The organism is Bradyrhizobium sp. AUGA SZCCT0176 (assembly GCF_018130145.1).
Taxonomy (GTDB): Bacteria; Pseudomonadota; Alphaproteobacteria; order Rhizobiales; family Xanthobacteraceae; genus Bradyrhizobium.
The window spans coordinates 584885-599417 of record NZ_JAFCMB010000003.1 but is presented as its reverse complement, the minus strand read 5'-3'; the positions used below and the strand labels follow the sequence as shown (position 1 = coordinate 599417).

13 protein-coding genes are annotated in these 14533 nt (G+C 61.7%); 9 read left to right on the top strand and 4 right to left on the bottom strand.

What is annotated here, in order from left to right; all coding sequences use genetic code 11:
- Window positions 1-127 precede the first annotated feature (127 nt).
- The 4 genes from JQ600_RS11050 to JQ600_RS11035 all read left to right on the top strand — a co-directional run bounded on the left by JQ600_RS11050 (window position 128) and on the right by JQ600_RS11035 (window position 3839).
- On the top strand, window positions 128-622 hold the full coding sequence (locus tag JQ600_RS11050; protein ID WP_212265525.1) for a copper chaperone PCu(A)C: 495 nt from the start codon (window positions 128-130) through the stop codon (window positions 620-622).
- Between the two features lie 198 nt (window positions 623-820).
- Window positions 821-2581 (top strand): PQQ-dependent dehydrogenase, methanol/ethanol family, encoded by a 1761-nt coding sequence (locus JQ600_RS11045; RefSeq protein WP_212489901.1) that lies wholly within the window; start codon window positions 821-823, stop codon window positions 2579-2581.
- Window positions 2582-2673: 92 nt separating this feature from the next.
- Window positions 2674-3192: a c-type cytochrome gene (locus JQ600_RS11040; protein WP_212391983.1), complete on the top strand. Its 519-nt coding sequence runs from the start codon at window positions 2674-2676 to the stop codon at window positions 3190-3192.
- Window positions 3189-3839 (top strand): hypothetical protein, encoded by a 651-nt coding sequence (locus JQ600_RS11035; protein WP_249135796.1) that lies wholly within the window; start codon window positions 3189-3191, stop codon window positions 3837-3839. Before JQ600_RS11040 ends, JQ600_RS11035 begins: the two co-directional genes overlap by 4 nt.
- 370 nt (window positions 3840-4209) lie before the next feature.
- Here the strand turns inward: JQ600_RS11035 and JQ600_RS11030 are convergent, their stop codons facing one another.
- On the bottom strand, window positions 4210-5070 hold the full coding sequence (locus tag JQ600_RS11030) for a L,D-transpeptidase (RefSeq protein ID WP_212391977.1): 861 nt from the start codon (window positions 5068-5070) through the stop codon (window positions 4210-4212).
- Between the two features lie 880 nt (window positions 5071-5950).
- Between JQ600_RS11030 and JQ600_RS11025 the strand changes: the two genes are divergently transcribed.
- On the top strand, window positions 5951-6352 hold the full coding sequence (locus JQ600_RS11025; protein WP_212391978.1) for a hypothetical protein: 402 nt from the start codon (window positions 5951-5953) through the stop codon (window positions 6350-6352).
- Window positions 6353-6959: 607 nt separating this feature from the next.
- Entirely contained in the window at window positions 6960-7388 is a 429-nt protein-coding gene (locus JQ600_RS11020) for a universal stress protein (protein ID WP_212265530.1), read from the top strand.
- Between the two features lie 1259 nt (window positions 7389-8647).
- On the opposite strand, the gene JQ600_RS11015 is transcribed toward JQ600_RS11020, so the two are convergent.
- Both JQ600_RS11015 and JQ600_RS11010 read right to left on the bottom strand, forming a co-directional pair.
- Entirely contained in the window at window positions 8648-11524 is a 2877-nt protein-coding gene (locus JQ600_RS11015; protein WP_192736891.1) for an EAL domain-containing protein, read from the bottom strand.
- Window positions 11525-11644: 120 nt separating this feature from the next.
- On the bottom strand, window positions 11645-12643 hold the full coding sequence (locus JQ600_RS11010) for an NAD(P)H-quinone oxidoreductase (RefSeq protein ID WP_212265531.1): 999 nt from the start codon (window positions 12641-12643) through the stop codon (window positions 11645-11647).
- A gap of 105 nt (window positions 12644-12748) precedes the next feature.
- On the opposite strand from JQ600_RS11010, the gene JQ600_RS11005 reads away from it, so the two are divergent.
- The 3 genes from JQ600_RS11005 (at window position 12749) to JQ600_RS10995 (ending at window position 14161) form a co-directional block, all read left to right on the top strand.
- Window positions 12749-12940 (top strand): DUF1192 domain-containing protein, encoded by a 192-nt coding sequence (locus JQ600_RS11005; protein ID WP_192736889.1) that lies wholly within the window; start codon window positions 12749-12751, stop codon window positions 12938-12940.
- Between the two features lie 51 nt (window positions 12941-12991).
- On the top strand, window positions 12992-13270 hold the full coding sequence (locus JQ600_RS11000; RefSeq protein WP_212391534.1) for a hypothetical protein: 279 nt from the start codon (window positions 12992-12994) through the stop codon (window positions 13268-13270).
- Window positions 13271-13648: 378 nt separating this feature from the next.
- Window positions 13649-14161: a DUF1465 family protein gene (locus JQ600_RS10995; protein ID WP_212265533.1), complete on the top strand. Its 513-nt coding sequence runs from the start codon at window positions 13649-13651 to the stop codon at window positions 14159-14161.
- 107 nt (window positions 14162-14268) lie between these two features.
- Here the strand turns inward: JQ600_RS10995 and rpmE are convergent, their stop codons facing one another.
- On the bottom strand, window positions 14269-14496 hold the full coding sequence (gene rpmE, locus JQ600_RS10990; protein ID WP_192736886.1) for a 50S ribosomal protein L31: 228 nt from the start codon (window positions 14494-14496) through the stop codon (window positions 14269-14271).
- Window positions 14497-14533 lie beyond the last annotated feature (37 nt).

The window sequence follows — 14533 nt, the reverse complement described above, 5'->3', positions numbered from 1 at the left end:
GAGCGAGTTGCTGGAATCATTTTCCACACGCGGCCCTATCGCCGCCCCAATTTGGGAAGAAGTGGAATACCCAAGGGCGTAATCTAAGAGCCAAGAAACAAGAAAAGATCGTGGGAGGATGGCGCCGATGAATCGGACAGCCTGTTCCTTTAGGCATCCTTTGCCTGCAAGTCCCCGCTGGCCGCTGCTGGCGCTTGGACTTGCTGCCGGGCTTGGGCTGAAACTTGCGCTGACGCCCGGCTTCGCCGCTGCCGGTGATGCGCTGCAGGTGACCAACGCCTGGGTGTCCGCGTCCGACGAGATTGGCATCAATCTCCCGCTGCTGATGACGATCAAAAACGATGCGGCCGAAGCCGACGCCCTGCTGCGCGTCCGTTGTCCGTTTGCGAATTTCTCCGAGAAGCACACCGTCGATCGCGGCGAGGGCGCGCCCGCGAAGCGCGAGATCAAGTCGATCCCGATTCCGCAAGGCAAGACGATCGAACTCAAGCCGGACGGCTATCACGTCATGCTGCTGCAGACGCGGCAGAAGCTCGTCGCCGGCGAGGCCTTCACGTGCGCCATCGTATTCCAGAAGGCCGGCACCAAAGAAACGGAGGTGCACATTTCGCGAACGCCCTGATCGCGACAGCAGACTGGTGAAGCTCTGAACAGGGCCCGTCGGCGGGACGCCCGGACAAGCCGGACGTTTAATCCGACAAGAACTGCCAACAAGAACTGCCAACAAGAACTGCCAACAACAATGCCAACATGAACTGCCAACAACAACCCGCCAACAAGGAAGGCATTAATCATGGAGCGATCTTCAGGTCACACGAAAATGTCAACGCGAGCCTGTCTGCTTGCCGTTGCATTGGCAGCCGCAAGCGCTGCGGGCGTAACGCCCGTCTCCGCCGCGGACGAGGTCAATCAGGAACGGCTGCTCAACGTCGACAAGGAAGCCGGCAACTGGCTTCATCATCATCAGAATTATGCGGGTCACCGGTTCTCCACGCTGAAGGAGATCAACCGCGATACCGTGAAGAACCTGAAGGTCGCCTGGACGATGCACCTTGGCGGCATCGAGCCCGGCGGCATCTGGAGCCATGCCGGCCTGGAAGGCACGCCCATTGCCGAGAACGGCTTTCTCTACGTCACCGATGGATGGGGCTCGGTCTACAAGATCGATGCGCATGGCGGGCGCGGCGCGCTGGTCTGGAAGATGGATCCCAAGACCGACCGTGACTGGGCGGGTGCCGTCGCCTGTTGCGGCGTCGATAATCGCGGCGTCGCATTGTGGGGCGATCTCGTGATTTCCCACACGCTGGACGGCCGGCTGATCGCAACCAAGAAGGACTCCGGCCAGGTCGCCTGGCAGCGCTCCGTGGCCGATCCGGACAAGGGCGAGGTCATCACCGGCGCACCGCTGATCGTCAAGAACATGGCGATCACAGGCGTGGCCGGCGCGGAATACGGTATCCGCGGCTGGATCGCCGCCACCGATCTTTCGACCCAGAAGGAAGTCTGGCGCACCTATACGATCCCCGGCAAGGGCGAGCCCGGCAGCGAGACCTGGAAGGACAACAATAACGCGATGGCCGCCGGCGGCGGCTCGACCTGGGTGACCGGCACCTACGATCCCGCGACCGACACCATCATCTGGGGCGTCGGCAATCCCGGGCCGGACTGGGATAACGCGTATCGGCCGGGCGACAACCTCTACACCGACAGTTCGCTGGCGCTTGACGCCAATACCGGCAAGATCAAGTGGCACTATCAGCACACGCCAAACGACCCTTACGACTATGACAGCGTGGCGGAAAACGTGCTGGTGGACATCCCCGGGCCGAGCGGTACGCGCAAGCTCGCGCTCGAAGCGGACCGCAACGGTTTCGCCTATGCGATCGATCGCACGAATGGAAAATTCGTTTGGGGCCTGCCGTTCGTCAACAAGGTCACATGGACCAAGGGGCTCGACCCGGAGAGCGGCAAGCCGATCGAGTACGATCCGAACAAGGCCGTGCAGACCTATATTGCGTCGGTGACGCCAAGCCGCACCAACATGGAAACCGACATCTGCCCCGGCAACATGGGCGGCAAGAACTGGCCGCCGACGGCCTACAATCCGGACCTCAAGCTCTGGTACATCCCGGTGATCGAGAGCTGCAACCGCATCAAGGTTGAGGTGATGACGCCGGACAAGCTGAAGCCCCGGGAGTTCTGGACCGGCGGTGGCCCGAGCCAGCCCTTCAGGATCACCGGCAGCGTCACGGCGATCGACGTCACCACCGGCAAGATCGCCGGCAAACTGGAAACGCCGTTCCCGAATCTCGGCGGCATGCTGGCGACATCAGATCTCGTCTTCACCGGCCAGCCATCCGGCGAGGTGATGGCGCTTGATGCCAAGTCGTTGCAGAAGCTCTGGGAGTTCAACACCGGCGGCGGCGTCAATGCACCGCCGATGACCTTCTCGGTCGACGGCAAACAATATCTCGCCATCCTGGTCGGCCTCGGCGGCGCCTGGGACAAGTGGTTCATCGATTCGACGCCCGAGCTGAAGAAGATACAGCCGGGATCGATGCTCTACGTCTTCGCGCTCTGACATTCCCGAAGGAGGGCCCGCCAGCGGCGGGCCCTCCCGCTTCCCCGACAAGAGACGCCATAATGATGTCAAACAAACTCCCGGCGGCGGGCATGCTGCTCGTGAGCGTCGTCGCGCTGAATTTTTCTGCCTATGGTCAGTCGGCGCAGGTTTCGGATCCGACCAGCGCCGGCAAGGCGGTGTTCGGCCGCGCCAACTGCATGGGCTGCCACAAATGGCACGGCAATGGCGGCGGCGGCTACGGCGGCGATGCGCTGTCGCTGCGCAAGACCGAGCTGACGCGCGAACAGATCATCGAAACCGTCGGCTGCGGACGGCCGGGCACGGGGATGCCGTTCTTCGTGCGCGGCGCCTACGATGAGGTGAAATGCTTTGACATGAACCGCCAGGATGCGGGGGCACAGATGCCGCCCGAGGGCGGAACGTTTCTGCGGCCCAAGGATATCGAAGCCGTCGCCGATTACGTGATCGCCCACATCAAGGGAGCGGGCGAGCCTACTTACGCCGAATGCGTCGCCTTCTTCTCAAGCTCGTCGCGGGTCTGCGACGTCTACAAGGCCGAGGCGCAAAAGCCGGATCATGCCACCGCCAACACGGGGAAGAGCCAATGATGAGCAGATTGACGCTATCGGGTGTTGTTGCTGCGGGCCTGCTTGTCTGGCAGGCGGTCGCATTGGCGCACTCTCCGGCACGGACGGAAGAATTCGGCGGCAACGACCTGCGTGACATCAGGCTCGGAATGGCCGCGAGCGATCTGACTGAAACTGGCTATGTCGATTTTGCGTGCGCGGATGATCCGAAGCGAACGCTGGCCGGCTGGAAGAACTGGCGCGACTGTCCTGCCGGCGCGAAGGCCATGCGGGCGATCCGGTTTGGCTACGATCCGTTCACCAGCCGCGACGGCACGATGGTGGCAGGCCATCCGGCGATCCTGACCCTGCTGATCGACGACACCGGCCATGTCGCCGGCTTGCAGATCGAGACCGATCCGAAGGCGCGTCTCTATATCCGGAAGAAGGCGTTCCTGCTCGGGATACAGGCCAAGTCACGCTACGGCCAGGAAGGCTGGACCTGCACGGAAGGCCGGCCCGACGCGGGAGACCAGCCGGTCGGCGGCGTCTACCTGAAGGAGCGCTGCACCAAGACGGTCAGCGGCCGTTCGCTCAGCGTCGAGCGCAATCTGTTCCGCAGGCCCGATCAGGACATCAAGAACTTCGTCGACGAAACCCGGATCAGCATCTTGCGCGCGAGGGAATAGGGAGCAAACCTCGGTCGCTTCGCGGCGCGAGATCGCGAACGCATATTCGGTGTCATCGTCCGCCCGAGTGCGCAATTGCGCACGGGGGCGGACGATCCAGTATTCCAGAGGCGTCAGTGATAGAATCGAAAGGCCGCGGCGTACTGGATGCCCGCCTTCGCGGGCATGACAGCGGTAATGCCGCTCAGCTCGCCCGTTGCCAGCCGCTCGTCCGTCAACAGGCGCATCACCGTATCCGCAGGCGTTGCCTGATGTCCGCTCTGGTGCCCATGACGAACTCGACCGGGAAACTGCGCGAGGTGCGAAAAGTGCCAGAAGCTGACTTAAAAGCGGCGACCCGAATGTTGCAGACCGAGGGCGGAGGACTGAATTACTGGACCTCGGCGATCTTCGGTCCAGATGACAGCATCTGCGCGTTGGTTGCCGAGGGCCGGTTCGACGGCAACACCGGGTCCGGCGATCGGAAAGCGGCGTCGGGTGGCGCTCCCTGGGATGGTCGACGGGCAGCGGTTGCCGGAAGCACGATCACTTTCGTTCCCACTTTCACCCGCTCATAGAGGTCCACGACGTCCTCATTGGTCAGCCGGATACAGCCGGACGAAACCCGCTTCCCGATCGTATCGGGCTTGTTGGTACCGTGAATTCTATATTCCGTCTCGCCTAGATACATCGCCCGCGCGCCGAGCGGGTTGCCGGGACCGCCTGCCATGAATCGCGGCAGATAAGGCTGACGCACAAGCATGTCTGCAGGCGGACGCCAATCCGGCCATTCTGTCTTACGGGCCACCGCCTGTTCACCGAACCACGTGAAACCTTCGCGGCCAACACCGATTCCGTAGCGCATCGCTTGCGCGTCGTTCAGAACGAAATAAAGGAATGTGTTTTTGGTATCGATGATCACGGTGCCCGGCGTCTGGTGGCTGGCGTAGTCAACCACCTGCCGAACAAATGCTCCGGGAACGTCAGCGGCTTTTGGTGTTTCGAATTGAGGCGGCGGAGCCGAAATCGGAGCCGGAGCTGACGCTGGTGCATGAACTGGAGCTGACACGTAAACCGGAGTTGACGACGCCATGGCTTGGTGCGCGGACGGCTTTCGTATCGGTTGCACGCTCGTCGGGCGAGACAGCAAACTGTACCCCAATGCGGCGACCGCCACGGCGCCAATTGCAACTCTCCCGACCATTGGTAGTGCGAATGTCTCCGCCTTTCCACGTTTGGCCCGCTTACTCATATCTTTCCCCAGGTCACTATGCCCGGAAGAGGTACCCAGAAAAATTTAAGAAACTTCCAAGCGATTTCGCCCAGACTGGAACCGTTAGCGGTGGTTAACGCCGAACTCTTGTTCGGCAACATAAAAATTAGGCCGAGCGGACACGCTCCTCTCTTTCGTTAACGGCGGCTTTGGGTCAATCGCGTCACCCTGGCAGCGCGCCGCGAACTTCCGCTTTCCCCCGATCAGCGGACATCGCCGATTCGCTGCGCTAGGTCCGAAAAGTGCCACAACCGGACATTACAACCGCGGTCGTCGAAGACTGGTTTTGCCAGATCATCCGGCGTTGCGACGGTATCATCGGGGGTGACAAGACCGGCGGTGGCTGCGCATTCATTTCGGAAGGCATTCCACATTGTAGGCAATGATAATCTGCGCCGGGTCAGCTTGCCTATGGTCTTCAAGTCTTCTAGGCCACCTCGCAACTTGACTCCGGCGTCCCTTAAACTTGCGTCCAGCGCGGACTTTGCCGCCCTGCAGCGTTCTTCGTTCGAGAACTCCTGAAACACTACGGTCGGAAGGAGCCTCCATTCCGCCCTGTCGTTGGTGGCGGCCGGGCTGACTGAGTAGGAGAAGACGTACATCAGGACCCACATTGGCATGCTCGCTGTGGTACGGGGATGTGCCGGAGCGGCCGTGGACTTCCTACCGACTTCGGCCTTTTTCCTTGATTGTGGGATCGAGACCAAGGCTCCAAGGCACGGCGCGCCAGGGCGAGTTGTTCAGGTCGCCATTTCAGTGAGCGTCCGGGTTCTCGGGTAGACGTTGATCTAGGTCAACGTCGCCCGTAGGAGGCGCAGCAGTCTCCTCCCTCACGAACTCCAAGGTCGGGAGGAGCACGATGCTCAGATACATTCTCGCCGGTCTAGCGGCATTTGTTCTGCTCACTGCAACTCTCATCCCCGATGATGCGTATGCGCGCCGCGGCGGAGGCGGCGGCTTCCGTGGCGGTGCAGGCGGTTTTCATGGCGGTGGAGGCGGTTTTCATGGCGGCGCTGGAAGGATTCATGGCGGAGGCTATCGCCATGCGGGAGGTGTTCGACCCTCACATCCGATAGCAGGTCGCCCGATAGCCGGTCGCCCCGGTTATGGTGGCGGCTACTATCGACCGGGTTGGGGCTACGGTGCTGCCGCAGTGGGCGCAGCCGCTGCGTATGGTGCCTATGGCTACTACGGCAACAACTACGGCTGCTATTACGACAATTACGGTCAGTATATCTGTCCGCAGCAGTACCAGTATTAAGCGGCCGAAGTTCAGGATGGCGGTTTGTCGCCGCCGTCCCACTTACGCTTGGGCGGAGCTAACTCGTCAGCGGCCGTCGTCGATTTGTAGGATGACCAGAACGCCCACCGCGCGGCGGCTTCTGCGATCTCGGACGGCGAACTGATTTGCAGTTTCTTCAACAGGCGCTTCCGCTGTTCGCCGACCTGGTCGTCTCTCCCGCGATCTGATGGGCAATGGCGTGATCAGAGTAGCCTCGGGCTAGACGCCGCAAGAGGCGCTTCTCACGCTGGCTTAGTAATGTGGTAGTCCATCAGATGAGGACCGCGATTGCGGTTAACACGATGGGCATCGGCCCCAACACGACCCAGCCCAACCGTCGACCGATGGCATGTGCAGTTTGTGCCAACGGCTGGAGACCCGCGGCTTGTGGGGCACGCGCTTCTTGACAACTGGGAAAGCGAGACGGGTCTTTCCCAGCTCGAAAAGTCGCCGCTGAGGGACAGCGGACATCCGGGTCGCGACACGATGGGCCGATGGATTGATTTAACTCAAGACTGTATCCGAAACGCGGGCCCAGCTTACATTCGGAAGGCAGCGATACGTCCAGACCAGCAGGAGGTGAAGCATGTATCGGCATATTCTCATTCCGACAGATGGGTCGGAGCTAGCGGAGCATGGGGTGACGCATGGGTTGGCGCTGGCGAAATCCCTTGGAGCCAGGGTGTCTGTAATCTTCGTTGTTGAACCTTTTTCAGAAATGACAGGGCGGTACCTTGAAGCAATCGAAAGATATGCTGAGCTGCGCAAGGAACAGGCCACGAGCGTATTGGATCGCGCGGCAAAGGCGGCCAAGGAGGCTGGTGTTTCCTGCGAGACGGTTCAAGTGGAGAACGGGTACCCCCATCAAGCCATCAACGCAGCAGCCGAGGGCAAGGGCTGCGATCTCATTGTTATGTCATCGCATGGGCGCAGCGGACTTTCCATGCTTCTAATCGGCAGTGTGACAAACAAGGTGCTGACGCTCGCGAAAACTCCCGTACTGGTTTGTCAGTGAATGTGCAGATCGCTCGATGGGTCAAATAAACGCCCGGTCGATGGAGATAATGTCCGGTTGGGGTCATTTGCGGACAGCAGTGTTTGTGACCGTGAGGTCTGCTTTACTCCGTTGATCGGACATCGTTTGCTTTGCGCACCGCGGAACAAGCTCGAGAAGGCAGCCAAGAAGCTGCCAACTGCAGTTCGCTAAGTGAGCATCAAAGCCATAAGGCCTGAGCACAGCAGGACGATACCTGCAGCGGTCACAGCAAGAAACGCGTATGAGGCAAATTCGTCGCGCATGGTGCACCTGTGAAACAGTCATGCCGTCGAACTTTGGAGGAACGGCTGATGCACAGGTTACCAGGAAATCGTGTTGGGCAGATTTCGAGCTGGCGACAAAATGACTTCAAGACAGTTTCGTGGATCGTTACCGATGAAGTCTAACGACGCAAGCGCGACCACGAGTGGATGGCGTCGCTTTTTCGACATGGGGGCGCCGCGCACGCTGGCTGGCAGAAGATGCCTCACGTCGGCCGCCGACCCGGCGTCATGCAATCTGAACGGGGTGCGACAAAACAACCCGACGGGCAAATCAGTTCGGATTTACGGAATTCGCCAGAATAAAAAATATTTCTGTTTTACGGAATTGAAAAGCGGGTTACATAATAGCCATCCCGTCCCACTCAGAGGGCGTCGGCCGTCGTCACGGACGTTGGACGGGTTGCGGTGGACGCTTGTTTACGCTGAGACGATGGCGTGGATGGGCGTACGGCAAAACCGTGTGGTCCTGGCACCCGTTGCAGGTGTCAAGCTGTCGGGTAGGCGAGAGCTGAACGGCAGCGACGGAGTCAACCAAGAACTCGTCTCCGGGGAGATCACGGCATAAGCCGTAAAGCCATTGCGCAGGGAAGGCCGGGTGTTCTCCGCTGCCCTGTATGCTCGTGTGCAGCTTTTTTAGTGCAAACCGCACACGGGACCGCGGGTGCAGCGCGCACCCGGTCTTCCCTGCGCCCTCTCATTTGAGAGGGCGGGAAGTTTCCAGCAAAGCTCGGGCGCAATGCGTCGCGAGATCGCGAAGCTGCGTTTGGGCCATGGTGCAGCAACAAACACCGCCGTCGTCCCGGCCTTGAGCCGGGACCCATACGCCGCGGCCCATCGGTTGGAGCGCTGGCGTTAGAGACCTTCTGCAAACAATAACTGCCGCAGCGTATGGGTCCCCCGATGCGCAATTGCGCATCTGAGTTCGCCGGGACGACGGACGGAGTTGTGCGAAAACTAGCTCGCCGCTTCGAGCCGCTCTTCGGTCAGCAGCCGCATCGCTGCATCCGCGTCCATCGGTTCGCCAAAGGCAAAACCTTGCGCGTATTCGCAGCCCAATTGATAGAGCTCGACTGCGTCCGAATCGGTCTCGGCGCCCTCGGCGACCACGTCCATGCCGAGGTCGTGGGCGAGCGCGATGATCGATTTCAGGATCACCGGGCGGGTGCCGCGGCTGGTGGTGCGCACGAACGACTGGTCGATCTTGATGGTGTCGAACGGGAAGCGCTGCAGATAGGCCAGCGAGGAATGGCCGGTGCCGAAATCGTCCAGCGAGAGGCCGGTGCCGAGTTCGCGGATCCGCGTCAGCATCTGCGCCGCGTGTTCCGGGTTCTCCATGACCAGCGACTCGGTCAATTCGAGCTTCAGCGTGCCGCGCGCCACCGAGGAGCGCGACAGCACGGTTCTGATATCGTGGATCAGGTCGTGGCGCAGCAACTGACGCGAGGAGACGTTGACGCTGGCGAAGATCGGCTCGCGCGAGCGCATCGCGCGCTGCCACACCGCAAGCTGCTTGGCCGTCTGGTCCATCACGAACATGCCGAGGTCGACGATCAGGCCGATCTCCTCTGCAATCGAGATGAATTCCGACGGCGACATCCGCCCGAGCTTGGGATGATCCCAGCGCGCGAGCGCCTCGAAGCCGGCGATCGAGCGATCCTCCAGCCGCACGATCGGCTGGTAGAGGATCGTGATTTCCTGCCGCTCGATGGCGCGGCGCAATTCGCTTTCCAGCGTCAGCCGGTCGGTCTTGCGGGCGCGCATTGCCGGCTTGTAGACGTCGATGCGGTCGCCGCCGATGCGCTTGGAATGATACATCGCAAGCTCGGCATCCTTGATGATCTCGTCGGACAGCTGCGTCTGCGGATCGCTCAATGCGAGCCCGATCGAAGCGGTCAGGAAGATCTCGCGGTCGTTGAAGGCGATCGGGGCGCGGATGGTCTTGCGGATGGTTTCGGCAAACGCGGTGATGCGCGCCGAATCCTGTTCCGACATCAGGATCAGGCCGAACTGGTCACCGGCGAGCCGCGCCAGCGTGTCCTGGGGTTTAAGGATCCGGGTCAGCCGCCGCGCCAGCGTCAGCAGGATGGAGTCGCCGACCGCAATGCCGACGGAATCATTGACCTGCTTGAAGCGGTCGAGGTCGATCACCATCAGCGTCGGCCGCAGGTTCGGCATGGTCTTGGCGAAATTCGCCACCGCGCCGAGGCGGTCGATGAACAATTTGCGGTTCGGCAGGCCGGTGAGGTTGTCGTGCACGCTGTCATGCAGCATGCGCTCCTCGGCGTTCTTCTGCTCGGTGACGTCGGTCAGGGTGCCGACAACTCGGGAAACTTCGCCGTCGGAGCCGACCACCGGGCGTGCCTTGAGCGCGAACCACATGAAGTGGCCGTCCGGGGTACGAAGGCGGAAATCCTGCACCAGCCGGCCGCGGCGCTGGTCGAGCACGCTGTCGAGGGCGGCGCGGAAACGGTCCTGGTCGAGCGGATGCAGCACCTCGAGCCATTTGGCGGCCGGGCCTTCCAGCGTGCCGCGTTTGAGGCCGAGCAGGCTTTCGGTCTCCGGGCTGGTGAACACCTTGTCGGCGGAGACGTCCCAGTCCCAGATCAGGTCGCCGGAACCGGTCAGCGCCAGCGCGCGGCGCTCGACGTCGGAGACCACGCCGGTGGTGGCGCCGCCGCCGGCGAAGGCGTGCTGCATGACCGTAAATCCGATCAGCATCACGATCAGCACGAGGCCGCCGAGCAGCGCCGGGCCGACGATGTCGTTGGTGACGTTTCCGGCCACCGCCATGCCGGCCGCGACCACCCAGACCACCAGCAGGAACCAGGTCGGGATCAACAGCACCGCGCGGTCGAAGCCGTGCGTGGAGAGATAGACGATGAGGGCAAAACCGGCGAAGGCGATCATGACCAGCGACATCCGCGCGATGCCGGAAGCCACCGCGGGATCGAACAGCGCCAGCGCCACCAAGGATCCGAGGAAGGTCAGCCAGCCGACGGTGATGTGGGAATAGCGCACATGCCAGCGGCTGAGATTGAGATAGGCGAACAGGAACACCAGCAGCGTCGCCGCCAGAATGGCTTCACCCGCCGCGCGCCAGACGCGCTCGGCGTTGTTCTGCATGTCCAGAACCTTGCCCCAGAAGCCGAAATCGACGCCGATATAGACCAGCACCGCCCAGGCCAGCGCGGCGGCGGCCGGGAACATGATGCTGCCCTTGACCACGAACAGAATGGTGAGCACGAGGGCCAGAAGGCCGGAGATGCCGATCACGATGCCCTGGTAGAGCGTGAACGAGTTGACCTTGTCCTTGTAGGCGTCCGGTTCCCACAGATAGAGCTGCGGCAGCTTATCGGTGCGCAGTTCCGCGACGAAGGTGACGACGGCGCCGGGATCGAGCGTGATGCGGAAGATGTCGGCGGTGGCGCTTTCCTGGCGCTCGGGCCGGTCGCCGGTCGAGGGCGTGATGGTGGCGATGCGCGACAATCCGAGATCGGGCCACAACAGGCCCGACGACACGATGCGGTAGTGCGGGGCAACGATCAGGCGGTCGAGCTGGTCGTCGGTGTTGTTGGCGAGCGCGAACACCACCCAGTTCTGGCCGCCTTCACGGGCGCGCACCTCGATGCGGCGGACGATGCCGTCGGTGCCGGGCGCGGTCGAAACCTGGATACGGTCGGCATCGCTGCGCTGATGGTCGAGCACTGCGGTGAGGTCGATGGCAGGCGCGTCACTGCGGACGCTGACGGCGTCGATGGCGTGCGCCGGAAGCGCATACGCAACAATCATGAGGCCCAGCGCGAGCCGCGCAAGGCACCTGATCAGACGCAATTTCAGTACTCCGCGATCAACGATGTTCCCGGGCCAGCGAACAGCCCAAACGTTGCCGCGATAAATGACATGAAAGCGAAGGAAATCAAAGGGTTTCCGCCTTCGCTTCGGTCCGGAGCGTTAAACCTCCAACACAATTTTGCCAATATGTGCGCTGGTCTCCATCCGCCGGTGCGCATCAGCCGCCTTTTCCAGCGGGAATGCGCTGTCCATCAGCGGCTTTACCCGCCCTTCGCGCATCAAGGGCATCACTTTGGCCTCGATCGCCGCGACCATCGCCGCCTTATCCGCATTAGTACGGGGACGCAGGGTGGAACCGGTGTGGGTCAGCCGCTTCACCATGACCTTGGCGATGTTGACGGTAACCTTGGGTCCATTGAGTGTTGCGATCTGCACGATACGGCCATCGACCGCGGCGGCATCATAGTTGCGATCGACGTAGTCGCCGGCCACCATGTCGAGAATGACGTTGGCGCCCGCGCCATCGGTCGCGGTCTTGACCTCGGCGACGAAGTCCTCGGTCTTGTAGTTGATGGCGCGGTCGGCGCCGAGCTTCAGGCACGCATCGACCTTGTCCTGGCCGCCGACGGTGACGATCACCTTGGAACCAAAGGCCTTGGCGAGCTGGATCGCCATGGTGCCGATGCCGGACGAGCCGCCATGGATCAGCAGCGTTTCGCCGGGCTTCAGCGCGCCGCGCTCGAACACATTGTGCCAGACCGTCATCAGCGTTTCCGGAATAGCACCGGCTTCCTGCATCGACAGGACAGGCGGCACGCTCATCGCCTGCGCGTCTTGCGCGATGCAATATTGCGCGTAGCCGCCACCGGCCACCAGCGACATCACCTTGTCGCCGAGCTTGTGCTTGCTCGCACCGGCGCCGAGCGCAACCACTTCGCCCGCAATTTCGAGGCCTGGCAGGTCGCTGGCGCCGGGCGGCGGCGGGTAGGCGCCGGATCGCTGCGCAACATCGGGACGGTTGACGCCGGCGGCGGCGACCTTGACCAGGATTTCGCCGGGGCCGGGAACGGGAACGCTGCGGGTTTCCGGCAACAGCACTTCGGGGCCGCCGGGCTTGCTGATGCCGACGACGGTCATTTGCGCGGGCAGCTTTTCCATGATTTGTCCTTGCGAAATACGGGAATTTTGAAGGCGGCCCTTGATTAGCCAGCCGTCATGCGGCTGGCAACCGCCTCAAGGGATCGCCAAGCACGGAGGAAACGCATGGCCATCGAGGATGACGACAAGCCGAGGAAGAAAATCACCCACGAGATCGGGCAAGACCTGTCGCTGCTGTCGGTCGAGGAATTGACCGAGCGCATCGCGCTGATGAATTCCGAGATCGAACGGCTGCAGGCGGCGATGGCCAAGAAGCGCGCGTCCAAGGATGCGGCGAACAGTTTTTTCAAGTCGTAGCCGAGGGCCGGAATGGGAATGCGCGGAAGGCGTCTCGTTGGCGCGGTCGTCATGGGCGCGGTCGTCTTGGGTATTGTGCTTGCCGGACTGAGTGCGCCGGCCGATGCGCGGACCCCGGCGAGCTGTGTCGGGATCGACATGACCTCGGGCGAATGCAAGGCGCAGCGCTGCAAGAAGCCGTTCCAAAAAAATCTCGCCGCGTGCGCCGAATTGCCATCCAACAAATCGTGTCCGGTCCTCGCCCGGCAGCAAAAGCGCCAGTGCGACCGAAGCTGCGACCAGACCTATATGAAGCGGTTCCCGCCGGGGTTTACCTGCGATGAACAATAAGTGGCCAATGGCCTAATTCGGGCAGCGTCTCGCGTTGAATGGTGCAAGGAATGCTGCAAGTCCCAAACTGGGCCAATGGCCGACATGGCAAACAAAGCCTGAAGAAAATCGCTCGTTTACGATCAATTAAGCTTTCTGGTTTATGACTGGCGTCGTCCTCGTTTGGACACCGAGTGGCTCCTGTCCACTCTGTTTGACGCCTCCCTGTTATCAACTTCAAAAGCCGCCGGAAACGGCGGCTCTTTTTTGTCTCCGCAGGCTGGAAACCATATTTCCGGTTGCGGCTGGACTCTCGCCCTCGCAAGCGCAATGATTTGTTCATCATAAGTCGGCGGTTTGAAAAGCCGGCAGCGTATCAGTGGCGTGAGGGCGTTAACTATGGCGGACCGGCTGCACAGCGAATCCGCGCTCGTTCAATTCAGCGAGCGGCTGACTAATTCGGCGGCATTCGGAACCTTGTTCCGCGAGGGCATGGATCTGGTCGAGGAGACCGCCGCCTATCTCGATGGTGACGGCCGCGCCGAGGCCAAGGCGCTCGAACGCTCCGTCAGTCTAACCTATGCGACCGAAAGCATGCGGCTGACCACCCGCCTGATGCAGCTCGCCTCCTGGCTGCTGCTGCATCGCGCGGTCAAGGAAGGCGAGATGACGCTGACCCAGGCCAACCGCGAAAAGACCAAGGTCAAGCTCTCCGCCGCCGATCCCGGTCCCGAAGACATGATCGCCAAACTGCCGCAGCAATTGCAGCACCTGATCGAGCGCTCGATGAACCTGCAGTCGCGGGTGCGTCGACTCGACACTTCGATCCATGCGCCGGCGGCCGAACGCGCCCCGATCGGCAATCCGCTGGTGCCGCAGCTCAATCGCCTGAAGGCGGCCTTCGAGCGGTAATTCCGCCACCGTCTTGGTCCATAAAAAGTCTTGGTCCATAAAAAAACGCCCCGGGAAACCGGGGCGTTTTGCATTCCTGGGCCGATTGGCGAGGGGTCGAAAAACCCTCAGTCCTTCTTGAGGAAGCCCGAAAACTTCTTCTGGAAGCGCGACACGCGGCCGCCGCGGTCGAGCATCTGCTGGGTGCCGCCGGTCCAGGCGGGATGCGACTTGGAGTCGATGTCGAGGTTCAGCTTGTCGCCTTCCTTGCCCCAGGTGGAACGGGTCTGATACTCCGTACCGTCGGTCATAACGACCGTAATCGTATGATAATTCGGGTGAATTTCGGCTTTCATGGCATATCCTTCGGCGCGCCTGCGCCCGTCTCGAAAT